Genomic DNA, 20,855 nt, shown 5'->3' on the forward strand with positions numbered 1-20,855 from the left:
TGCGGTGACTCCGCTGGATGCGACGCCGACAGACTCCAGATACCCATCCGAACGACGAACAGGACGGCGCGCGCCGTACCCCCGCGAGCCCGTCCCACGGAAGCGGAGGCGAAGTGGCTGAGAAGCACCACGGCGCGGCCATAGGAGCCGCGGGCAGGGCACCAGCGGCCGACAGGGCGGACGCGATACGCAACGTCGTACTGGTCGGCCATTCGGGAGCGGGCAAGACCACCCTCGTCGAGCAGTTGCTCGTGGCCACCGGCACCATCCAGCGCATGGGCCGCGTGGAGGACGGCACCACGGTCAGCGACTTCGACGAGATCGAGGTGCGCCAGCAGCGCTCGGTGAACCTGTCGGTCGCGCCCATGGTCCACAACGGAATCAAGATCAACCTTCTCGACACCCCTGGCTACGCCGACTTCGTGGGCGACCTGCGGGCCGGGCTGCGCGCCGCCGACGCCGCCCTGTTCGTGGTCTCCGCCACCGACGGCGTGGACGGGCTGACCCGGATGCTGTGGGAGGAGTGCAGCCAGGTCGGCATGCCGAGAGCGGTGGTCATCACCAAGATCGACCATCAGCGGGCCGACTTCGACCAGGCGCTCGCCGAGTGCCAGGACGTCTTCGGCGAGGGCGTCGCGCCCCTCTACCTTCCCGTCGTGACCAACGGGCACGTGGCGGGGCTGATCGGGCTGCTGTCGCAGAAGTTCTACAACTACGCCACGGGCACCCGCACGGAGAGGGAGCCCGGCGCCGAGTACGAGGACAGGATCGAGGAGTACAGGGGCGCCCTCATCGAGGGCATCATCCAGGAGAGCGAAGACGAGTCGCTCATGGACCGCTACCTGTCGGGCGAGGCGATCGACACCAAGGTGCTGATCGACGACCTGGAGAAGGCGGTCGCGCGGGGCAACTTCTACCCCGTGCTGGCCAGCGGCCTCGGCGTGGGCGCGCAGGAGATCCTGGAGGGCATCACCCAGGGCTTCCCCTCGCCGCTCGAGCACCCGCTGCCCGAGATCACCACGCTCGACGGCAAGCCGGTGACCGTCAAGGCCTGCGACCCCGACGGGCCGCTGGTGGCCGAGGTGGTCAAGACGACCAGCGACCCGTACGTGGGCAGGATCAGCCTGGTGCGCGTGTTCTCGGGAACGCTGCGTCCCGACATGACCGTCCATGTGTCGGGCCACGGCCTGGCCGACCGCGGCCACGAGGACCACGACGTCGACGAGCGCATCGGCACGCTCACCTGCCCGCTGGGCAAGCAGCAGCGCGCCATCGCCAAGGGCGCTCCCGGCGACATCGTGGCGGTGGCGAAGCTGGCCAGGGCAGAGACGGGCGACACGCTGTCGGAGCCCGAACGCCCGCTGCTCATGACGGCGTGGACCATGCCCGAGCCGCTGCTGCCCGTGGCGATCAGGGCCAGGTCGAAGGCCGACGAGGACAAGCTGTCACAGGGCCTGGCGCGGCTGGTCGCCGAGGACCCGACCCTGCGGCTGGAGAACAACGCCGAGACCAGACAGCTGGTGCTGTGGTGCATGGGCGAGGCCCACACCGACGTCCTGCTCGACCGGCTGGCCAAGCGCCACGGCGTGGAGGTGGAGCGGGTGCCCCTGAGGGTGCCGCTGCGCGAGACCTTCGGCGGCAGATGCCAGGCGATGGGCCGCAACGTCAAGCAGACGGGCGGTCACGGCCAGTACGCCATCTGCCATCTGGAGGTCGAGCCCCTGCCGTCCGGCGGGGGTTTCGAGTTCGTGGACAAGATCGTCGGCGGCGTGGTGCCCAGGCAGTTCATCCCGTCGGTGGAGAAGGGCGTGCGCACCCAGATGGAGCGGGGTGTGCTGGCCGGATACCCGATGGTGGACGTGCGGGTCACGCTCTACGACGGCAAGGCCCACTCGGTCGACTCCTCCGACATGGCCTTCCAGATCGCGGGCTCGCTCGCGCTGAAGGAGGCCGCGGCCAAGGTGGCGACGCTGCTGCTCGAACCGGTCGACGAGATCGCGGTGCTGGTGGCCGACGACCACGTCGGCGCGGTGATGTCCGATCTGTCCAGCAGGAGAGGCAGGGTGCTCGGCACCGAGCCCGTCGGGACGGGCAGGACACTGGTGAAGGCCGAGGTGCCGCAGCTGGAGATCACCCGCTACGCGATAGACCTCAGGTCGATGTCGCACGGCACGGGAACCTTCCAGCGGACGTTCCTGCGCTACGAACCACTGCCTTCCCACCTGACCGACAAGGTGACAGCGGAGGACTGACGCCCCTCGACAGGGGGAGGGTAACGCCCTCCCCCTGAGTCACACTTGAATCACAAATTCATTTCGTTTTTTGGTCGAAGCACCCCAGAGGCGATGTCACACTGGGGGACTATGCGTAACGGACGACCTCTGCTTGCGGCCTCCGCCGTCGCGATCGCCGCCACCGCCGCCGCCTACGCCTTCGGCGGCCCCGGAGCCGAAGCCGCCGCTCCCGAGGGCAGGGTGGCCGCACCCGTCAAGGCCACGGAGAACTGCGTGGCCGACGCCCGCTACCCCAAGCGCCAGCTGCGCGGGGTCTGGATCGCCACGGTGAAGAACATCGACTGGCCTTCGGCCACCGGGCTGAGCCCCGCCAAGCAGCGGGCCGAGTACGTCCGCATCCTCGACAACGCGGTCAAGCGCAACCTCAACGCGGTCTTCGTGCAGATCAGGCCGGCCTCCGACGCGCTGTACAAGTCGCCGTACGAGCCGTGGTCGCAGTACCTCACCGGCACACCGGGCAAGGACCCCGGCTGGGACCCGCTGCCCTTCCTCACCGCCGAAGCGCACAAGAGGAACCTGGAGTTCCACGCCTGGTTCAACCCCTACAGGGCCGCCTACGACACCAACACCGCGCGGCTGCCCGCCTCCCACCCCGCCCGTCAGCACCCCGACTGGCTGGTGAAGTACGGCGACCTGCTCTACTACAACCCCGGCCTGCCGCAGGTGCGCGAGCACGTGGTGAAGGTCGTCACCGACGTCGTCAAGCGCTACGACATCGACGGCGTGCACTTCGACGACTACTTCTACCCCTACCCCGGCGGCGGCGGCGCCTTCAACGACACCGCGGCCTTCAGGCGCTACGGCGACGGCGCCAAGCTGGCCGACTGGCGCAGGTCCAACGTCAACAAGCTCGTCGCCCAGGTGCACAAGGCCGTCCACGGCACCAAGAAGGACGTCAAGTTCGGCATCAGCCCCTTCGGCATCTGGCGCAACAAGGCCCAGGACCCGTCCGGCTCGGCCACGGCGGGCATGTCGGCCTACGACTCGATCTACGCCGACGCCAGGGCCTGGATCAAGGCGGGCACCGTCGACTACGTGATGCCGCAGCTCTACTGGCCGCGCGGCTTCCAGGCCGCCGACTACAAGGCGCTGGTGCCGTGGTGGGCCAACGAGGTCAAGGGCACCGACGTGCGCCTGTACATCGGCCAGGCGCTCTACCGGGTCGGCGCCACGGACGTGCCCGCCTGGACCAAGGCCGGTGAGCTGCCCGCGCACCTGAAGCTCAACCGCTCCTACAAGCAGGTCGACGGCGACGTCTACTTCAGCGCCAAGCAGATCGGCGCCAACCCGCTGAAGGTGATGGACCGCCTGGTCAAGGAGCACTACGCGCGTCCCGCGCTGCTGCCCCTTCCCAAGGGCCAGAAGGGCGAGGCCCCCGCCAAGCCGTCGGGCCTGAAGGCCCAGGGCTCGGTCCTGAAGTGGAACGCGGTCCCCGGCGCCCGCTCCTACGCCGTCTACAAGGTGCCCACCTCGGGCGAGACCTGCACGGCGACCGACTCGCGCAACCTGGTGGCCGTCGTCTCCGGTCCGTCCTTCGCCACCAAGGCGCCAGGACGGTACCTGGTCACCTCGCTCGACCCGCTCACCCGCGAGAGCGCGCCCTCCGAGGCGACCGTCTCTCCCGTCTGATCCCTTTCGTACGGCAGGCGGCCCCACGCGCGTCCTTCTCAAGGTCGGCGCGTGGGGCCCGTCTCGTGATAGGGCTGAACGTATGCCTGCCGTACCTCAGCGCCTGTCATGGGCCGTCGAGACCCTGGCCGTCGCGCCCTGCGACCGCCTGCTGGAGATCGGCTGCGGTCCCGGAGTGGCGGTGTCCCTGGTCTGCGACCTGCTGACCACCGGAACGATCACAGCCGTGGACCGCTCGGCCACCGCCGTCGAACGGGCCGGCGCCCGCAACGCCCGCCACCTCGAGTCGGGCAGGGCCAGGATCCTGCGCGCCTCCCTGGAGGAGCTGCGGCTGGACGGCGAGCGGTTCGACAAGATATTCGCGGTCAACGTGAACCTCTTCTGGACCCGCGACCCCGCCCGCGAGCTGGCCCTCATCTCCTCGCTGCTGGCCTACGGCGGAGAGCTCTCGCTGTTCTACGAGCCGCCCTCGGCCGAGCGCGCGAGCGCCCTCGCCGCCGACCTCACCCGGACGCTGTCCTCGCACGGCCTCACTCCCACCGTCGTGCGCGGGGGCGAGCGACTGGTGTGCGTGCGCGCCTCGTAGGCTGGCCGGCGTGAACGTCGAGACCGTCGAGTGGGACGACCCCTCCGCCGAGGCCCTGCGCGCGGCGATGTCGCGGGAGATGGACGAGCGCTACGCCGACATGGCCGGCTTCGACTTCCCCGAGGACTTCTCCGTCGCGCGCGACAGCGTCGTCTACACCGGCCTCGCGCGCACCGAGGAGGGCCTGGCGGTCGGCCACATCGCCCTGCGCCGGCTCGGCGGCGAGCTGGAGATCAAGCGCATGTACGTCGCCCCGGGGCACCGCGGCAACGGCGTCGCCGTGGCGCTGCTGGAGGCGGCCGAGAGCGCCGCGGCGAGCGCGGGCGCCGAGCGGGTGGTGCTGCAGACGGGCGACAGGCAGCCCGACGCGGTGCGCCTGTACGAGCGCGAGGGTTACACGCGCATTCCCGCCTATCCGCCCTACCACCTGGTCCCCAACTCTCTCTGCTACCAAAAGCGCGTCACCTGACGACGACGGCGCGGTGTAGCGTGCCCTGCGACGATGTCGAGCTAGTGGAGGAGTCGCGGGTGAGGCGGACCCTGGTGGTGCTGGCCGTACTGGTCAGCCAGATGCTGCTGGGCTGGGCCCCTGCGCACGCCGACGACAAGGAGCGCATCGCTCTGATCGGCGTCTCGGGCCTGCACTGGAGCGACCTGACCCAGGCCGACACCCCGAACCTGTGGGAACTGGCGGGCGCGAGCGCCATCGGATCGATGTCGGTGCGCACGGTCGGCAACATCACCTGCCCCTACGACGGCTGGCTGACGGTCTCGGCGGGCACCCGCTCGGCGGCCGGATACCGCTGCGGGCCTCCTCCGCTGCCCGAGCCGCAGGGCAAGGGCGCGGTCATCCCCGACTACGACTACCTGCTCAAGGTGGCCGACCAGCGCAACGCCGGCCTGCTGGGCGAGACCCTGGCCAAGGCGGGCGAGTGCTCGATCGCCATCGGGCCGGGGGCGGCGCTGGGGCTGGCCGACCGCAGGGGCGCGGTCGCCACCTACTACGCCTCCCCCATCCAGATGCGGGAGCAGGAACTCGAACGCTGCCGCGTCGTCGCCATGGACGTCGACGACCTGATCAGGCCGTACTTCACCGCCGAGGGCAAGCTGCCGACGGTGCCCGACAAGCTGTCGGCCCAGGACCGCAGGGCCGCGCTGCGACTGGCGGACGCCAAGGCCGGCGCGCTGCTGGCCATCCTGCCGGAGAGCACCACCGTCGTGCTGGCCGGCATGTCCGACCACGGCTCGGTGCCGCACCTGCGCGTCGCCGCGCTGCGCGAGCCCGGGGCCCACGGGCGCGAGCTGGGGGCGGCCTCCACCCGCCGCGACGACATCTCGATCCTGCCCGACCTCACCACGACCGTGCTGACCAGGCTCGGCGTGCCGGTGCCCGACGCCATGGTCGGCCAGCCGCTGCAGATCGGCGACCCCGGCGCGACGTTCGAGCGCATGGCCGAGTCCGACGAGACCGCCCAGACGATGCGGTCGGTCAAGGGCCTGTTCTTCATCGTCCTGGCGGTGCTGCAGGTCCTGTTCTACGCGGTCGCCTTCCTGCTGCTGCGCCGCCGCAGGGGCCTGCGTGCCGTACGGCTGGCCGCCGTGGCGCTGGCGGCGCTGCCCATCACCTCGATCCTGGTGAACCTGCTGCCGTGGTCGAGCGCGGCGGAGCTGTTCGGCGGCATGCTGGCCTGGCTGGTCGTCCTCACCGCCCTCGCCTTCGCAGGACCGTGGCGGCGCAGCCCCCTCGGCCCCCTCGCGGTCGTGGCCGGCGCCAGCGCCGCCACGCTCGCCGCCGACCTGCTGACCGGCACCACGTTGCAGCTCAACAGCTTCATGGGCTTCAGCGCCGAACAGGGCGCCCGCTACTACGGGCTGGGCAACATCCCGTTCGCGCTGCTGGCCACCGGCACGCTGCTGACCTCCACGGTGATCGCCCACCGGCTGTCACGTCCGTGGGGCGCCGCCGTGGTGGCCGTGCTCGGCACGTTCGCGATGGTGCTGGGCGGCTCGGGCATGGGCAGCGACTTCGGCGGTGTGATCGCCTTCGTGCCCGGCATCGCGGTGACGGCGCTGCTGATCCTCGGCAAGCGGATCTCGCTGGTACGGCTGGCCCTGTTCTGCGTGGCGGGCGGCGTCGCCGTGACCGGCTTCGCGGTCGCCAACTACCTCAGGCCCGCCTCGGAGCAGTCGCACCTGGGCAGGTTCGTCGGGCAGGTGCTCACCGGCGAGGCGATCGACGTGATCGTGCGCAAGCTCGTCGCGATGCTCAGCACGCTGCTCAGCCCGACCCTCATGCCCGTGGTGATCGCCGCGGTGGCCTTCCTCGTCTACGCGGTCATGCGTCCCGAGCAGGCGACCGCAGGGGTCCTTCCCGCCGCCTTCACCTACTCACCGGCGCTCAAGGCCGGGCTCATCGGCACCCTGGTCAGCGGCGTGGTCGGCACGCTGGTCAACGACTCGGGCGCCGCGGTGCTGTCCATGGCCCTGGCGCTGGCCATCCCACTGGTGCTCTCCGCGGGCATCGCCGCGCTCCCAGGCGACGCCCCTGCCGAGGAGCGCCCGCTCGTCAAGGTGTGATCCACGCCCTGACGAGCTTGTGCGGCAGGTTCGTCAGGACGTGGGCCAGGCGTCGGCCAGCATCGTCCTGGTGTCGCGCAGGAGCTGCGGCAGGACCTTGGTGTGCGCCACCACCGGCATGAAGTTGGTGTCGCCGCCCCATCGGGGCACCACGTGCTGGTGGAGGTGGGCGGCGATGCCCGCGCCGGCGACGTGGCCGAGGTTCATGCCGACGTTGAAGCCCTGGGCGCCGCTGGCCTTGCGCAGCGAGCGCAGCGCCCGCCTGGTGAAGTCGCCCAGCTCGGCCATCTCGGCGTCGTCCAGCTCGTCGTAGTCGGAGACGTGGCGGTAGGGGCAGACCATCAGGTGCCCCGAGTTGTAGGGGTAGAGGTTCAGCACCGCGAACACGGCCGAGCCCCTGGCGACGATCAGACCCTCCTCGTCGCTCATCTTCGGGATCTCGCAGAACGGGCAGCCGTCGCCCGCTCCCTCGCCGCTCGGCTTGTTCTCCCCCTTGATGTAGGCCATGCGATGCGGTGTCCACAGGCGCTGGAAGTTGTCCGGCGCCCCCGCCCCAGCCTGCTCCATCGGCTCACTCTCCTGCATGTTCAGCAAGCATAGGACCCCGAGTCACCGGACAAACGGGGAGGACATCCGGCACAATCCCAAACAGCCACAAAGGAGACGACGATGAGTGAAGCCATAGCTGAGGAGACCTCGGTTCCCGAGACGCCCTCACCCCTGCCGCCGAACCCGGCGTGGCGCGCCACGCCGTCCCTCGGGTCGGCCTGGACCGCAGCTCCACCGGCGGAAGACCACCCCACCCTCGACCCACCCTCCACCTCGGCCTCGGACTGGGACCCTGCCTCGAACTGGGACGCGTCCTCGAATTGGGACTCCTCCTCGAGTTGGGACTCCTCCTCGGCCTCGGTGCTCAACTCCGACTCGACGCTGGAATCGCGCCTCGAGTCCGGCTCAGGCGCGCAGCCCTCCCCCGACCTCGACACCGGAGCGGACCTGGACACCGGCCCGGCCTTCACCCCCGACTCGGATCTCGACGCCGACTCGACCCCGGCCGTGACCACCGACTCCGACCCCGAATCGGACCCGGACTCGGGCCTGACCTCGAACTCGGGATCGGACTCGGGATCGGGCTTGAGGTCGGACTCGGGATCGGGCTTGAGGTCGGACTCGGGCTCGGGCTTGACCTCGGGCTTGGGGTCGGACTCGGGCTTGGGGTCGGGCTCGGGTGCAAGTTCGGCTTCGCACCTAGGTTTGGGCTCGGACTTGGACTCAGGTGCGGGGTCGGGTTCGGCCTTCACCTCCGATTCGGACCTCAGCTCGGGCTCGATCCTGGCCATGGACACCGACTCCGACTCTGCGGGTTCAGGTACCGGTTCGGATTCGCGTTCGGGCTCGGGTTCGGACTCGCCTTCAGATTCGGACTCGGGCTCGGGCTCGCGTTCAGATTCGGACTCGGGCTCAGGTTCGGGCTCAGGTTCGGGCTCAGGCTCGGGCTCGGGCTCAGGTTCGGGCTCGGGCTCAGGTTCGGGCTCGGGCTCGGGCTCGGGTTCGGGCTCGGGCTCGGGTTCGGGTCTCAGCGTGGGCTCCCACGCGGAGGTGGACTCCGGCTCTGACCTCGGCTCCGGCTTCCGATCGCGCTTCGGCTCCGGGTTGGACTTCGGTTCCGCCTCCCGTTCCCGTAGCCGCTCCGGTTCGGACCTCGAGTCCGGCTCTGCTTCGCACCGGGGCTCAGGATCCGACCTCGGTTCCAGGTCCCCCTCCGGCATCGGCGCGGAGGCGTCCGCTCGGTCGGCGCGCTCCGGTGGGGAGTCGAGCTCTCGCCCGGTCAAGGCGACCGACGCCACCACCACCGCCGCCGTCGTGAAGGGACGCATCAAGGTCGCCGACGAGGTGGTCGAGAAGGTGGCCGCGCTCGCCGCCCTCTCCGTGCCCGGCGTGGCCGACATGGGAGGGGACCCGGCTCGGGCCCTCGAGCCCGTCCAGGGTGGGACGGGGAGCGGCGCCCGCCACCGCAACCAGGGCGTCAGCGTGCAGATCCACGAACGGCAGGTCGCGGTGGACGTCGCGGTCGTCGTGGAGTACGGGCACGTGGTCATGGAGGTGGCCGCCGAGGTCAAGACCAACGTCGCCACGACCGTCAGCCGGATGCTGGGCATGCGGGTGACCGAGGTGAACGTCACCGTCGACGACGTCCGCCTCCCCGGCGAAACCCACCTGGAATCCGCCTCCGAAGACGAGCCCGTGTAACCGCGCGCCTCTCAGAAGACGGTCCCCCTCTGCGAGACCACACCCTTGGCCATCCTTGAGAGTTCCGAGGGCTGGTTCCGAGGGCTGGGTCCCAAGGGCCGTCTCAGGGGCGGGAGGCGGATCCACCGGCGGGTGCCAGCGGCGGGTCCCAAGGGCAGGTCCCAAGGGCGGGTCCGAGGGGTTGAGTCCGGCCTGGGGTGGGTCCGGCAGAAGGGGTGGGAGGTCCGCGAGGGTGGGGCCGGCCAGACGGGGTGCGTCCGAGGGCAGCGTCCCAAGGGGTTCCAGGTGGTTCAAGGGGGCGGGTCAGCTGGGCGGCTGCAGGTTCTCAGGGCTGCCCGCTTCGGCGTGAGCGGGTGCGGATGACCATGGGAGGCGTTGTCCGGGAGTGGTTACGCTGGCCGTACCGAACCGAGATCATGGAGGACACGATGGCCGAGCAGCTGGAGCCCATGCCCACGGACTGGCGACGGGCGCTGGCGATCGTCGCGCATCCCGACGACCTGGAGTACGGCTGCGCCTCGGCGGTCGCCAGGTGGACCGCCGAGGGCCGTGAGGTGGCGTACCTGATCGTCACCCGCGGCGAGGCGGGCATCGACACGCTCGAACCCGCCAAGGCGGGGCCGCTGCGCGAGCAGGAGCAGCGCGCCTCCGCGAGCGTCGTCGGGGTGTCGGAGGTGGAGTTCCTCGACCACGCCGACGGGGTCATCGAGTACGGCACCGACCTGCGCCGCGACCTGGCGGCGGCCATCCGCAGGCACCGTCCCGAGTTGCTGATCACGCTGAACTTCGCCGACACCTGGGGCGGCGTGCACTGGAACACGCCCGATCACCGCGCGGTGGGCAGGGCGGCGGTCGACGCGGCAGGGGACGCGGGCAACCGGTGGATCTTCCCCGAGGCGGGGGGCGAGCCATGGGACGGCGTGCGGTGGGTCGCGGTGGCGGGCGACCAGCACCCCACGCACGCCGTGGACGTCACCGACACGCTGGAGGACGGCGTGCGCTCCCTCCTGGAGCACCGCAGCTACATCGAGGCGTTGACCGACGAGGACCCCGAGACCTACTGCAGGAACTTCCTCCAGACCATCGCCCAAGGCGCCGCGGAGAGCTTCGGCGGCCGTCCAGCCGTCACCTTCCGCCTCTACCCCCGCTGACCCCCACCGCCCGCCTCGCCCGGTGCGGCGGGACCCCAGAACCCCACCCAAACCCACCCGGACGGCCGGGCGCGAAGAGGCCAGGCCGGGGCCTCCGACGTCCATGGGGAGGAGCCGGCGAGACGAAGACAGTGGGGGTCGCGACCTGCGAGGACCTCGCAGGAAGCTGGCGAGGCGCAGGCGGCGAGAGCAGGACCGCCCAGAGGCCTCGCAACGTGCAGGCCTCGAGAGGAAGACCGCGCAGAAGGCCCGGCAAGGGGGACACCGCGAAAGGCACTCCCGCAAGAGGCCTGGCAGCGCGACCACCGCGAGAGGAACCCCGCGTGACAGGCCCGGCAGGACGAACCGCGCGCAACGCACACCGCACAGAAGATCCGGCAGGGCGAACAGCGCGCGAGCAGGGCCGGGCAGAGGCGTCAAAGCTCCTCGGATGCCGGGCGCAGGGTCGGTCGGGTGGTGAGGGCCGACCGGGAGAAAGCGGCGGGCCCCGGACGCCCGAAGAGCGCCGGGGCCCGCCGTCTCACTCAGACCTGGACGCGGCGCTCCACCGCGTTGACGATCTCGGCGATCGCGTCCTCGACGGGGACGCCGTTCTTCTGCTCTCCGCTGCGGTAGCGGAAGGAGACCGCGCCGTTGGCGATGTCGTCGTCACCGGCGAGCAGCATGAAGGGCACCTTGGCCTTCTGCGCGTTGCGGATCTTCTTCTGCATGCGGTCGTCGGCGGTGTCGACCTCGACCCTGATGCCGCGCTCGCGCAGCTTCTTGGCCACGTCGTGCAGGTAGGGCGTGTGCGCCTCGGCGATCGGGATGCCGACGACCTGCACAGGCGAGAGCCACGGAGGGAACGCGCCGGCGTAGTGCTCGACCAGCACGCCGAGGAAGCGCTCGATCGAGCCGAACAGCGCCCTGTGGATCATGACGGGCGTCTGCCTGCTGCCGTCGGCCGCCTGGTACTCGAGCCCGAAGCGCTTGGGCTGGTTGAAGTCGAGCTGGATGGTGGACAGCTGCCAGGTGCGCCCGATGGCGTCCTTGGCCTGGACCGAGATCTTCGGCCCGTAGAAGGCCGCGCCTCCCGGGTCGTCGACCAGCTGGAGCCCGGACTCCTCGGCCGCCTGGCGCAGCGCCGCGGTGGCCTCGTCCCAGTCGGCCTGCTCGCCGATGAACTTGTCGGAGTCGTCGCGGCTGGACAGCTCCAGGTAGAACTCCGACAGGCCGAAGTCGCGCAGCACGCTGAGCACGAAGGCCAGCAGGCTCTTGATCTCCCCGCCCATCTGCTCCTTGGTGCAGTAGATGTGGGAGTCGTCCTGCGTCATGCCGCGCACCCTGGTCAGGCCGTGGACCACGCCCGACTTCTCGTAGCGGTACACCGAGCCGAACTCGCACAGCCGCAGGGGCAGCTCGCGGTAGGAACGCCCGCGCGCCCTGAAGATCAGGTTGTGCATGGGGCAGTTCATCGGCTTGACGCGGTACTCGGTGTTGTCGAGCTCGAAGGGCGGGAACATGTCCTCGCCGTACCACGGCAGGTGACCCGAGGTCTCGAACAGCTGCGACTTGGTGATGTGCGGGGTGTTGACGAACTCGTAGCCCGACTCGCCCTGCCGCCTGCGCATGTAGTCCTCCATCTCCTTGCGGATGATTCCGCCCTTGGGATGGAAGACCGGCAGCCCGCTGCCCAGCTCCGGCGGGAAGCTGAACAGGTCGAGCTCGGCGCCGAGCTTGCGGTGGTCGCGCTTCTCGGCCTCCTCCAGCAGATGGAGGTATTCGTCCTGCTTGTCGCGGCTCTCCCACGCGGTGCCGTAGATGCGCTGCAGCTGCGGGTTCTTCTCGCTGCCGCGCCAGTAGGCGCCGCCCGAGCGCATGAGCTTGAAGGCGGGGATGGCCCTGGTGGAGGGCAGGTGCGGCCCTCGGCACAGGTCCTTCCAGCACAGCTCGCCGCTCTTGGGGTCGAGGTTGTCGTAGATGGTCAGCTGGCCCTCGCCGACCTCGACGCCGGCGCCGTCGTCGGAGGCGGCGGCGCCGCCCTTGAGGCCGATCAGCTCCAACTTGTACGGCTCGGCGGACAGTTCGGCGCGCGCCTCGTCGTCGGAGACCTCGCGCCTGGAGAACTGCTGACCCTGCTTGACGATCTCGCGCATGCGCTTCTCGACGCGCTTGAGGTCGTCGGGGTGGAAGGCCTGCTCGACGTCGAAGTCGTAGTAGAAGCCGTTGTCGACAGGCGGCCCGATGCCCAGCTTGGCCTCGGGGAACAGCTCCTGCACCGCCTGCGCCATGACGTGCGCGGTGGAGTGGCGAAGGATGGCGCGCCCGTCGGGCGAGGAGATCTCGACCGGCTCGACCACGTCGCCGTCGGCGGCGTGGGAGGCCAGGTCACGCAGTTCGCCGTTGACGCGGGCGGCCACGACGGTGCGGCCGTCGGCCTCCAGCGCCTCGCCGTACGTCGTGCCGGCCGCGACCACACGCTCGGCTCCGGCGAGGGTGATATGCAGCTCGGCTGACACGATGACTCCTTGGATAGCGGCGTTGGTCGGTGGACAACGATGCTATCGCGGGTCGTAACCCAGCCTGGTCAGGTCCTCGCGGCTGCCGTGGAAGACGTTGCGGTCGATCGGGCTGTTGTCGTACTGGTGGATCTTCCAGTCGCGCCATGGGGAAGGCACCAGGGGGTCGCCCTTGGGCCTGCTGGGAGAGGCGATCCAGAGCGGGTATTCGCCCAGGCCCGCGCAGTTGCCCGCGCGGGCGAACCACGCGTGGGTGTAGATGAAGGGACGCATGCCCGTGCGCCTCTCGACGATCCTGCACCAGCGCCTGGCGAACGCGGCCACCTCGTCGGCGGGCAGTCCTTCGTGGGACTCGAGGTCGAGCGCGACCAGGTCGCCCCTGCGCAGCCCGCCCGCCTGCTGGATCGTGCGCAGGAAGTGTCCGGCCTGGTCGGCGGGGTTGCCCTTGGGTTTGGCGAAGTGGTAGGCCCCGCACACCAGCCAGTTCTCGCGCATGCGCTGCCAGTTGCGGTCGAACCACTTGTCGGTGTAGGTCACGCCCTCGGTCGCCTTGGCGAACGCGAAGGAGACGCCGTCGTCGGCATGGTTGCCCCAGTCGACGTTTCCCTGCCAGTTGGACACGTCTATGCCGTGCAACACCCGTTCCACCTTGCCGGAGTCTACGAAAGGGGCGTCCGGTCGGCCCCTCGCCGCGCCGTCTGCAGATCATTGAACAGCTCGAGCCACTTCGGGGCAACCGCCTGCATGGAGTAGGCCTCGACGGTCCGCACCGCCTGCGCCCCCAGCCTCCTGCGTCTCGGCTCGTCCTCGATCAGTTCGGTGATCGCCCTGGTCAGGGCGTCCAGGTCCTGCGGCGGGACCAGCACGCCGTCCACGTCGTGGGTGATGACCTCGCCGGGGCCCGTCGGGCAGTCGAAGGCCACGACGGGCAGCCCGTGCGCCATGGCCTCGATCATGACCATGGGCAGCCCCTCGAACCTGGAGCTGAGCACGTAGAGCGCGGAGGCGGCCAGCTCCTCGTGGAAGGCGTCGGAGCGGCCCATCAGCTCGACCCTGGGCGCGGCCGCCTCCGCCATCGCCGCCAGCTCGGCCCGTTTGACCCCGGTGCCGAAGATGCGCAGCCGCCAGTCCTGATGGGCCTGCGTGGCCCGCTGGAAGGCGGGGATGAGCAGGTCGAAGCCCTTCTGCGGGACGAGCCTGCCCGCCGCGACCGCGGTGGCGGAGGTGTGGTCGGCGAGCGCGCGCTCCATGGGGTGCACGGCGTTGGGGACGCGCACGATCCTCGAGCCCGGCAGGACCCGCTCGTAGTCGGCCCTGTCGGTCTCGGTGAGGACGGTGACCGCGTCGAACCTGCCGTAAGCGCGCCTGATCGCCCGCTGCACAGCCTGCCGGTGGCTGGCGAAGTTCATGTGCTCCTGGGCGACCGTGGCCACCCTGCCCGAGGCGTGCCGGGCGGCCAGCAGGTTGAGCGCGGGCCTGGTGGTGACGAGCACGCCCTCCGACAGGCCGCGCAGCCAGCGGGCGACCGCGGCCTCGACCTCGGGGGTGAAGTAGGCGGCGGCGGGCTCTCCCCTGGGCACGACGTGGCCGCGCAGCTTGCGCAGCATCCTGGCGTGCAGGCGCGGCTCGGCGATGCCCGTGCGCTGGTCGACCAGGGCCCTGAGCTTCACGCCCTTCGGGATCGCGAAGCCCGTCGCGGTACGGCGCCTGACCACGCTGACGACCTCGACGTCGTGACCGGCCTCCGCCATCCAGCCCGCCTGGGTCAGGACGGTGCGGATGGTGCCGCCCGTGCCGTACGCGTGGAGGAGCAGGTAGCGGATCTTCATGTGTAGCCCCACCGGGTGGTGAGCGTCCGCAGCGGGGCGGGCACCTCGTCGATCGGCGGCAGCGGGCGGCCCTTCTGGACCGTTCCCGTGCGGATCTTGTCCTTCCAGTCGCCGAGGCCCTTGACCCATGGGGCGTCGCCGTACTCGAGCATGCCCGGCTCGAAGGGGACGTCGAGGAAGGAGCAGATCTCGCGGGCCTTGCCCGCGGGGTCGGCGGTGAAGTCCTCGTAGCGGACGGTCAGCCCCGGCAGCGCCTTCCTGGCGCGTTCGACGGCCTTCATGTAGCGCAGCGAGTCGGTGACGGCGTCCTCGGTCGAGCGGCCCGAGGTCTCCTGCCACGAGCGGGCGATGGAGGCGGGGTGGCGCAGCAGGAAGACGTAGCGGGCGTCGGGCCAGCAGGCGGCGATGCGCTGGTAGGCGAAGGCGTTGGCGGGCGTCTTGTCGACGACGACGCGCTTGCCGCTCCTGACCAGCTCGCGGTGCAGGACCCGGTCCCACAGCAGGTGCTCCAGATCGGCTCTGTTGTGGCCGAGCGCCTCCATGGCCCGTTCGGCCAGCGTCGTGCCGTACCCGACGGTCAGCCTGCGCACGTGCAGCTCGTGCGGCGCGTGGATCATCGAGTGGGCGTTGAGCACGGCCCGCAGGAGCGTGGAGCCCGACCTGACAGGGCACAGGAGGAACACCGGCGCGCGCAGCAGCCGGTCGGAGGCGGGATCGGCGGGCGCTCTCACCTCGGGCTCCGGCTCGGGCGCGGCGACGGGCAGCCTGGTGAGCTGGAAGCCCGTCAGGTCTCCGAAGGTTTTGTTGACCCTTCGTCTCCAGTTCATGTCGAGGGAGGCTAACAACCCGACCTGAGGATTAGCTGGGCTTCCGCTCACCGGAAGCACATAGTGGCGTTGTCGGTAGCGGCTGAGACGGTGAGCCCATGAGGGTCGGCAAGGTGGTGGGGTCGGCGGCCGAGGCGGTCGCCGACGTGGGCGACGGCGCGTCGCTGGCGGTAGGCGGGTTCGGTTTGTGCGGGGTGCCTTCGGTGCTGATCGCCGCGTTGCACGAGAAGGGCTCGCGCGACCTGCGCGTGGTGTCGAACAACTGCGGCGTCGACGGGCGCGGCCTCGGGCTGCTGCTGGCCGAGGGCAGGATCGCCAGGGCGACGGGCTCCTACATCGGCGAGAACAAGGAGCTGGCCAGGCGCTATCTCAGCGGCGAGATCGAGGTGGAGCTGGTGCCGCAGGGCACGCTGGCCGAGCGGCTGCGGGCGGGCGGCTGCGGCATCCCCGCCTTCTACACGCCCGCAGGGGTCGGCACGCTGGTGGCCGAGGGCGGGCTGCCCTGGCGTTACGCGCCCGACGGGAGCGTGGCGGTGGCCTCCCCCGCCAAGGAGGTGAGGGAGTTCGGCGGCGTCCCCCACGTGCTCGAGGAGTCGATCACCACAGACTTCGCGCTGGTCAGGGCGGCCAAGGGCGACCGGTACGGCAACCTCGTCTTCGACAGGAGCGCGCGCAACTTCAACCCGCTGGCCGCGATGGCGGGAAGGGTGACGATCGCGGAGGTCGAGGAGCTGTGCGAGCTCGACCCCGACGAGGTCCACCTGCCAGGGGTGTTCGTGCGGCGGGTCGTGGCGCTCACCCCCGAGCAGGCCGCCGACAAGCACGTGGAGAAGAGGACGGTGCGCGCCTGATGGCATGGAGCAGGGAGCAGATGGCGGCGAGGGCGGCGGCCGAGCTGACCGACGGCGCCTACGTCAACCTGGGGATCGGGCTGCCCACGCTGATCCCCGCGTTCATCCCCCCGGACGTGCACGTGGTCGTCCACTCCGAGAACGGCGTGCTGGGCGTGGGCCCCTACCCGCTCGAGGACGAGGTCGACCCCGACCTGATCAACGCGGGCAAGGAGACGGTGACCGTCCTTCCCGGGGCGTCGTTCTTCGACTCCTCCCTGTCGTTCGGCATGATCCGCGGAGGCCACATCGACGTGGCGGTGCTCGGCGGGATGCAGGTCTCGGCCCGCGGCGACCTGGCCAACTGGGCGGTGCCCGGAAAGATGATCAAAGGCATGGGCGGCGCGATGGACCTGGTCCACGGCGCGCGCAGGGTCATCGTGGTCATGGAGCACCTCGCCCGCGACGGCTCCCCGAAGATCGTCAAGGAGTGCTCGCTGCCCCTCACGGGCGCGGCCTGCGTGCACCGGGTCATCACCGACCTGGCCGTGCTCGACGTGACCCCCGACGGCCTCGTGCTGGTGGAGGCCGCGCCGGGGGTGAGCGAGGAGGAGGTCAGGGCGGCGACGGAGCCCGAGCTCCTGCTGGAGGGTTAGTATCCGGACATGCCGCCTCCCAGCGTCGCCGGCAAGGTGATGGCGATCCTCGACGCCTTCTCCCACGGGGAGATGCGGCTGACGCTGACCGAGATCTGCCGCAGGGCCGACCTGCCGCTGGCCACGGGCCACCGGCTGGTCGGCGAGCTGACCAGAGGCGGCTTCGTCGAGCGGATGCCCGACGGCGCCTACAGGGTCGGCATCAGGCTGTGGCGCATCGGCGCCCAGGCCGCGGCCGCGGCCGACCTGCGCGAGCTGGCGCTGCCGTACATGGAGGACCTGTACGAGGTCACGCACGCCAACGTGCAGCTGGCCGTACGGCGGGGCCTGAAGGCTCTCTACCTCGAACGGCTGCGCGGGCCCTCCTCCGTGCCGATCGTCAGCAGGGTGGGCGGCGAGCTGCCGCTGCACGCCACGGGGGTGGGCAGGGTGCTGCTGGCCTTCGCCCCCGAGCAGGTGACGGAGGAGGTGGTCTCCTCGGGGCTGCCCGCGCTCACCAGGCACACGGTGACCGATCCCGTCAGGCTGAGGGCCGCCCTGGCCGAGGTGCGCAGGACGGGCGTGGCGGTCACCCGCGAGGAGATGACGCTCGGCACCTGCTCTGTGGCGGCGCCGGTGCGCGGAGCGGGTGGCGAGGTGATCGCCGCGCTGTCGATCGTCACCAGGCCGCGCGCCGATCTGCGGGCGGTCGTGCCCACGCTGATCACCACGGCGCGGGCGCTGTCGCGCGATGTGAGCGGTCACTACTGATGAGTTCCACTGACCGGAAGAGCGGCGGCTGAGCCGGCGCGCCCGAGCACGAGGATCAGGCCATGCGTACCCAGGTAGCGATCATCGGCGCCGGCCCCGCGGGCCTGCTGCTGTCCCGTCTGTTGGAGCGGCGCGGCATCGACGCCGTGGTGCTGGAGAGCCGCGACAGGGCCTACTGCGAGCGGCGGCAGCGCGCGGGCATGCTGGAACAGGGCACCGTGGACGTGCTGAGGGCCTGCGGCGCGGCCGACAGGCTTGACCGCGAGGGCCTCACCCACCACGGGCTCGAGCTGCGCTTCGGCGGGCGGGGGCACCGCATCGCGCTGAGCGAGCTCACCGGCGGCAAGGCGGTGACGATCTACGCCCAGACCGAGATCGTCAAGGACCTCATCGCGCTCGCGCCGGAGGGCAGGATCCGGTTCGGGGCCGAGGTGGTCGAGGTCGACCCGGTCACGCCGCGCGTCACCTACCGCGAGAACGGCCGGCTGCACACCCTCGACTGCGACCTGATCGCCGGGTGCGACGGCTTCCACGGCGTATCGCGGGCGGCGGTGCGGGGCTCGACGGTGTTCGAGCGGGAGTACCCGTACGCGTGGCTCGGCGTGCTGGCCGACGTGCCGCCCTCCACCGAGGAGCTCATCTACTGCCACCACGAGCGCGGCTTCGCCCTGCACAGCCTGCGCTCCCCCCAGGTCAGCCGCCTCTACCTGCAGGTCGACCCGACCGACCAGCCGTCCGACTGGCCCGACGAGCGGATCTGGGCCGAGCTGCGCACCAGGTTCGCCACCACCGACGGCTGGACGCTCAAGGACGGCCCGATCAGGGAGAAGGCCGTCACGCCGATGCGCAGCTTCGTCACCGAGCCGATGCGGCACGAGCGGCTGTTCCTGGCGGGCGACGCCGCCCACATCGTCCCTCCCACCGGCGCCAAGGGGCTCAACCTGGCCGTCTCCGACGTCACGGCGCTGGCGGGCGCGATCGCCGACGGGGGGCTCGACGGCTATTCGCAGTCGCGGCTGCGGCAGGTGTGGAGGGCCGAGCACTTCTCCTACTGGATGACCACGCTGCTGCACACCGATCCCGCGGCCGACGCCTTCGCCAGGCGGCTCCAGCTCTCGCACCTGGAGTACGTGGTCTCCTCCGCCGCCGCATCCACCACTCTCGCGGAGAACTACGTAGGCTTCGCCTATGACGGCCGCTGATCTGCTGCCCCACCTGCGCCGCGCCCGCGACCTGGCCGATCGCCGCTACGCCGAGCCGCTCGACCTCGACGCGCTGGCAGGGGCCGCGGGCTGCTCGCGCTTCCACTTCGCCCGCTCCTTCAGGCGGGTCTACGGCGAGACGCCGGCCCGCTACCTGACCTCGCGTCGCATCGAGCGCGCCAAGGACCTGCTGCGCGCCACGAACCTCACCGTCACCGAGGTCTGCGTGCTGGTCGGCTTCTCCAGCCTCGGCTCGTTCAGCTCCCGCTTCACCTCGCTGGTCGGCATGTCGCCGAGCGCCTTCAGGGAAGAGTCCGTACGGCTGGGCGGCCCTCCCCCGATCCCCGGCTGCTTCGTGCTGATGTGCACCCGTCCGCCGTTCGAGCAATCTGGAAGAAGCGGAGCCGCGGGAGCGGCCCCTACTGTCGTGGAGGAGGACGACGACAGAGGAGCAGCGTCATGATCAATGGAATGTCCCACACCTGCGTCTACGTGCTGGACCAGGACGAGGCCAAGGCCTTCTACACCGGCTCTCTCGGCTTCGAGGAGCGCGAGGACGTGCGCCTCGGCGACTACCGCTGGCTGACCGTCGGGCCGAAGGGCCGGCCCGACGTCACCATCGTCCTGTCCGCGATCGGCGCGCCGCACTTCGACGAGGAGACCGCCGGGCAGATGCGCGCGGTCGTCTCGAAGGGGGCGATGGGCCCCGGCGTCATGGCGACCGACGACTGCCACAAGACCTTCGAGGAGCTGTCGGCCAAGGGCGTGGAGTTCGTGCAGGAGCCCGCCGACCGCCCCTACGGGATCGAGGCGGTCTTCCGCGACAACTCGGGCAACTGGTTCAGCCTCACGCAGCGCAGGAGCTAGCCGAGCAGGCCCTTGAGGAACGCCCTGGTGCGCTCCCTCCCGGAGAACTCCGCCGCCACGAAGTCGGTGACCCCGGCCTTGGCCAGGCCGTCGATCTGGGCCCGCACCGCCTCCTCGTCGCCCACGATCGCCACGTCGCCGGGGGTCGCCGCGCCCTCCCTGTCCAGCATGGCCCGGTAGGAGGGCAGCTCGCCGTACACCGAGAAGACCTCGGCGGCCCGCGCCTTCGCGGCGGCGGGGTCGTCGGTGACGCAGACCGGCAGCGCGCAGTCGATGGGCGGCGCCGGACGGCCCGCCCCGCTCGCGGCGGCGGTGAGCGCGGGCACGACGTGCTCGGCCACCGTCCTCGGCCCCGTCATCCACAGGACGGTGCCGTCGGCCACCGCGCCGGCCAGGGCGAGCATCCGGGGGGCGAGGGCGGCGATCAGCACGGGCAGGCCGGTGCCGGGCGTGCTGAGCTGGATGTTGGCCTTGAGCGTCTCGCCCGTGACCTCCGCCTTCTCCCCCCGGGCCAGCGGGAGCAGGATGTCCAGGTACTCCTTCATGTGCCTGGCGGGGCGCGAGAAGTCGTAGCCGAACATGTGCTCGATGACGATCTGGTGGGACAGGCCGATGCCCAGCGCGAGGCGCCCGCCGAGGGCGGCGTTGGTGGTCAGCGCCTGCTGGGCCAGGGCGGCCGGGTGCCGGGGATAGGTGGGGACGACCGCGGTGCCGAGCTCGATGCCCGGGACCTGGCTGCCCGCCACGGCCAGCGCGGTGAGCGCGTCGAGGCCGAAGATGTGGGACTGCCAGGCCGAGGCGAACCCGTCATCGGCGGCTCGGGCGATGGTCTCCCTCAGCTCCCCGATCGGGTCGGGGCCTTGGGGCTCGTTGAGGAACAGTCCGACTCGCATCGCAACCGAACTCCAT

20 protein-coding genes are annotated in these 20,855 nt (G+C 70.8%); 13 read left to right on the top strand and 7 right to left on the bottom strand.

Going from position 1 to position 20,855, the window contains the following annotated elements:
• The first annotated feature begins 113 nt into the window (after nucleotides 1-113).
• From ABFX50_RS41715 to ABFX50_RS41735, 5 genes are all read left to right on the top strand, one after another.
• Complete coding sequence (locus tag ABFX50_RS41715; RefSeq protein WP_346154665.1) at nucleotides 114-2,252, top strand: elongation factor G-like protein EF-G2; 2,139 nt, start codon at nucleotides 114-116, stop codon at nucleotides 2,250-2,252.
• 111 nt (nucleotides 2,253-2,363) lie between these two features.
• Nucleotides 2,364-3,923, top strand: coding sequence for a glycoside hydrolase family 10-like protein (locus ABFX50_RS41720; protein ID WP_346154667.1), 1,560 nt, complete (start codon nucleotides 2,364-2,366; stop codon nucleotides 3,921-3,923).
• A gap of 82 nt (nucleotides 3,924-4,005) precedes the next feature.
• Complete coding sequence (locus ABFX50_RS41725; RefSeq protein ID WP_346154669.1) at nucleotides 4,006-4,509, top strand: class I SAM-dependent methyltransferase; 504 nt, start codon at nucleotides 4,006-4,008, stop codon at nucleotides 4,507-4,509.
• A 10-nt stretch (nucleotides 4,510-4,519) separates the two neighbouring features.
• Entirely contained in the window at nucleotides 4,520-4,978 is a 459-nt protein-coding gene (locus ABFX50_RS41730; RefSeq protein WP_346154671.1) for a GNAT family N-acetyltransferase, read from the top strand.
• A 59-nt stretch (nucleotides 4,979-5,037) separates the two neighbouring features.
• Nucleotides 5,038-7,086 (top strand): hypothetical protein, encoded by a 2,049-nt coding sequence (locus ABFX50_RS41735; RefSeq protein ID WP_346154673.1) that lies wholly within the window; start codon nucleotides 5,038-5,040, stop codon nucleotides 7,084-7,086.
• Nucleotides 7,087-7,119: 33 nt separating this feature from the next.
• Here ABFX50_RS41735 and ABFX50_RS41740 read toward each other — a convergent pair whose 3' ends face one another.
• On the bottom strand, nucleotides 7,120-7,671 hold the full coding sequence (locus ABFX50_RS41740) for an HIT family protein (RefSeq protein WP_183662204.1): 552 nt from the start codon (nucleotides 7,669-7,671) through the stop codon (nucleotides 7,120-7,122).
• A gap of 2 nt (nucleotides 7,672-7,673) precedes the next feature.
• A complete protein-coding gene (locus ABFX50_RS41745; protein ID WP_346154676.1) occupies nucleotides 7,674-8,426 on the bottom strand; it encodes a hypothetical protein in 753 nt (250 codons plus the stop codon).
• 523 nt (nucleotides 8,427-8,949) lie between these two features.
• On the opposite strand from ABFX50_RS41745, the gene ABFX50_RS41750 reads away from it, so the two are divergent.
• Together ABFX50_RS41750 and ABFX50_RS41755 are read left to right on the top strand one after the other, a co-directional pair.
• Nucleotides 8,950-9,336 (top strand): Asp23/Gls24 family envelope stress response protein, encoded by a 387-nt coding sequence (locus ABFX50_RS41750; RefSeq protein WP_346154678.1) that lies wholly within the window; start codon nucleotides 8,950-8,952, stop codon nucleotides 9,334-9,336.
• A 428-nt stretch (nucleotides 9,337-9,764) separates the two neighbouring features.
• The gene (locus tag ABFX50_RS41755) at nucleotides 9,765-10,487 is read left to right on the top strand and encodes a PIG-L deacetylase family protein (protein ID WP_346154680.1); all 723 of its coding nucleotides are present in this window, start codon (nucleotides 9,765-9,767) and stop codon (nucleotides 10,485-10,487) included.
• Between the two features lie 524 nt (nucleotides 10,488-11,011).
• Here ABFX50_RS41755 and thrS read toward each other — a convergent pair.
• Genes thrS through ABFX50_RS41775 form a run of 4 tightly spaced genes read right to left on the bottom strand, consistent with a single transcriptional unit; the run spans nucleotide 11,012 to nucleotide 15,641 of the window.
• The gene (gene thrS / locus ABFX50_RS41760; RefSeq protein ID WP_346154682.1) at nucleotides 11,012-12,985 is read right to left on the bottom strand and encodes a threonine--tRNA ligase; all 1,974 of its coding nucleotides are present in this window, start codon (nucleotides 12,983-12,985) and stop codon (nucleotides 11,012-11,014) included.
• 42 nt (nucleotides 12,986-13,027) lie between these two features.
• Complete coding sequence (locus ABFX50_RS41765) at nucleotides 13,028-13,633, bottom strand: glycoside hydrolase family 25 protein (RefSeq protein ID WP_346154684.1); 606 nt, start codon at nucleotides 13,631-13,633, stop codon at nucleotides 13,028-13,030.
• An 11-nt stretch (nucleotides 13,634-13,644) separates the two neighbouring features.
• Nucleotides 13,645-14,814, bottom strand: a complete 1,170-nt coding sequence (locus ABFX50_RS41770) for a glycosyltransferase (RefSeq protein WP_346154685.1) — start codon at nucleotides 14,812-14,814, stop codon at nucleotides 13,645-13,647.
• Complete coding sequence (locus ABFX50_RS41775; protein WP_346154687.1) at nucleotides 14,811-15,641, bottom strand: sulfotransferase family protein; 831 nt, start codon at nucleotides 15,639-15,641, stop codon at nucleotides 14,811-14,813. The genes ABFX50_RS41770 and ABFX50_RS41775 overlap by 4 nt, the downstream gene beginning before the upstream one ends.
• Before the next feature lie 98 nt (nucleotides 15,642-15,739).
• On the opposite strand from ABFX50_RS41775, the gene ABFX50_RS41780 reads away from it, so the two are divergent.
• The 6 genes from ABFX50_RS41780 to ABFX50_RS41805 all read left to right on the top strand — a co-directional run bounded on the left by ABFX50_RS41780 (nucleotide 15,740) and on the right by ABFX50_RS41805 (nucleotide 19,946).
• Entirely contained in the window at nucleotides 15,740-16,492 is a 753-nt protein-coding gene (locus ABFX50_RS41780) for a CoA transferase subunit A (RefSeq protein WP_346154690.1), read from the top strand.
• Entirely contained in the window at nucleotides 16,492-17,127 is a 636-nt protein-coding gene (locus ABFX50_RS41785) for a CoA transferase subunit B (RefSeq protein ID WP_346154692.1), read from the top strand. The genes ABFX50_RS41780 and ABFX50_RS41785 overlap by 1 nt, the downstream gene beginning before the upstream one ends.
• A gap of 9 nt (nucleotides 17,128-17,136) precedes the next feature.
• The gene (locus ABFX50_RS41790; protein ID WP_346154695.1) at nucleotides 17,137-17,877 is read left to right on the top strand and encodes an IclR family transcriptional regulator; all 741 of its coding nucleotides are present in this window, start codon (nucleotides 17,137-17,139) and stop codon (nucleotides 17,875-17,877) included.
• A gap of 62 nt (nucleotides 17,878-17,939) precedes the next feature.
• Entirely contained in the window at nucleotides 17,940-19,079 is a 1,140-nt protein-coding gene (locus ABFX50_RS41795; RefSeq protein ID WP_346154698.1) for a 4-hydroxybenzoate 3-monooxygenase, read from the top strand.
• Entirely contained in the window at nucleotides 19,066-19,542 is a 477-nt protein-coding gene (locus ABFX50_RS41800) for a helix-turn-helix transcriptional regulator (RefSeq protein ID WP_346154700.1), read from the top strand. Before ABFX50_RS41795 ends, ABFX50_RS41800 begins: the two co-directional genes overlap by 14 nt.
• A complete protein-coding gene (locus ABFX50_RS41805) occupies nucleotides 19,539-19,946 on the top strand; it encodes a VOC family protein (protein WP_346154702.1) in 408 nt (135 codons plus the stop codon). Before ABFX50_RS41800 ends, ABFX50_RS41805 begins: the two co-directional genes overlap by 4 nt.
• Here the strand turns inward: ABFX50_RS41805 and ABFX50_RS41810 are convergent.
• Nucleotides 19,943-20,839 carry a TIGR03564 family F420-dependent LLM class oxidoreductase gene (locus ABFX50_RS41810; protein ID WP_346154704.1) on the bottom strand — a complete coding sequence of 299 codons (897 nt, stop codon included), beginning with the start codon at nucleotides 20,837-20,839 and terminating at the stop codon, nucleotides 19,943-19,945. The genes ABFX50_RS41805 and ABFX50_RS41810 overlap by 4 nt on opposite strands.
• Nucleotides 20,840-20,855 lie beyond the last annotated feature (16 nt).

This window comes from Nonomuraea recticatena (genome assembly GCF_039533245.1).
GTDB classification, from domain to species: domain Bacteria; phylum Actinomycetota; class Actinomycetes; order Streptosporangiales; family Streptosporangiaceae; genus Nonomuraea; species Nonomuraea roseola.

Coding starts and splice junctions, on each gene's coding strand:
- ABFX50_RS41720 (WP_346154667.1), top strand. CDS start 2,364: ATGCGTAACGGACGACCTCTGCTTGCGGCCTCCGCCGTCGCGATCGCC.
- ABFX50_RS41725 (WP_346154669.1), top strand. CDS start 4,006: ATGCCTGCCGTACCTCAGCGCCTGTCATGGGCCGTCGAGACCCTGGCC.
- ABFX50_RS41740 (WP_183662204.1), bottom strand. CDS start 7,671: ATGCAGGAGAGTGAGCCGATGGAGCAGGCTGGGGCGGGGGCGCCGGAC.
- ABFX50_RS41745 (WP_346154676.1), bottom strand. CDS start 8,426: ATGGCCAGGATCGAGCCCGAGCTGAGGTCCGAATCGGAGGTGAAGGCC.
- ABFX50_RS41755 (WP_346154680.1), top strand. CDS start 9,765: ATGGCCGAGCAGCTGGAGCCCATGCCCACGGACTGGCGACGGGCGCTG.
- ABFX50_RS41770 (WP_346154685.1), bottom strand. CDS start 14,814: ATGAAGATCCGCTACCTGCTCCTCCACGCGTACGGCACGGGCGGCACC.
- ABFX50_RS41775 (WP_346154687.1), bottom strand. CDS start 15,641: ATGAACTGGAGACGAAGGGTCAACAAAACCTTCGGAGACCTGACGGGC.
- ABFX50_RS41780 (WP_346154690.1), top strand. CDS start 15,740: ATGAGGGTCGGCAAGGTGGTGGGGTCGGCGGCCGAGGCGGTCGCCGAC.
- ABFX50_RS41785 (WP_346154692.1), top strand. CDS start 16,492: ATGGCATGGAGCAGGGAGCAGATGGCGGCGAGGGCGGCGGCCGAGCTG.
- ABFX50_RS41790 (WP_346154695.1), top strand. CDS start 17,137: ATGCCGCCTCCCAGCGTCGCCGGCAAGGTGATGGCGATCCTCGACGCC.
- ABFX50_RS41795 (WP_346154698.1), top strand. CDS start 17,940: ATGCGTACCCAGGTAGCGATCATCGGCGCCGGCCCCGCGGGCCTGCTG.
- ABFX50_RS41800 (WP_346154700.1), top strand. CDS start 19,066: ATGACGGCCGCTGATCTGCTGCCCCACCTGCGCCGCGCCCGCGACCTG.
- ABFX50_RS41805 (WP_346154702.1), top strand. CDS start 19,539: ATGATCAATGGAATGTCCCACACCTGCGTCTACGTGCTGGACCAGGAC.
- ABFX50_RS41810 (WP_346154704.1), bottom strand. CDS start 20,839: ATGCGAGTCGGACTGTTCCTCAACGAGCCCCAAGGCCCCGACCCGATC.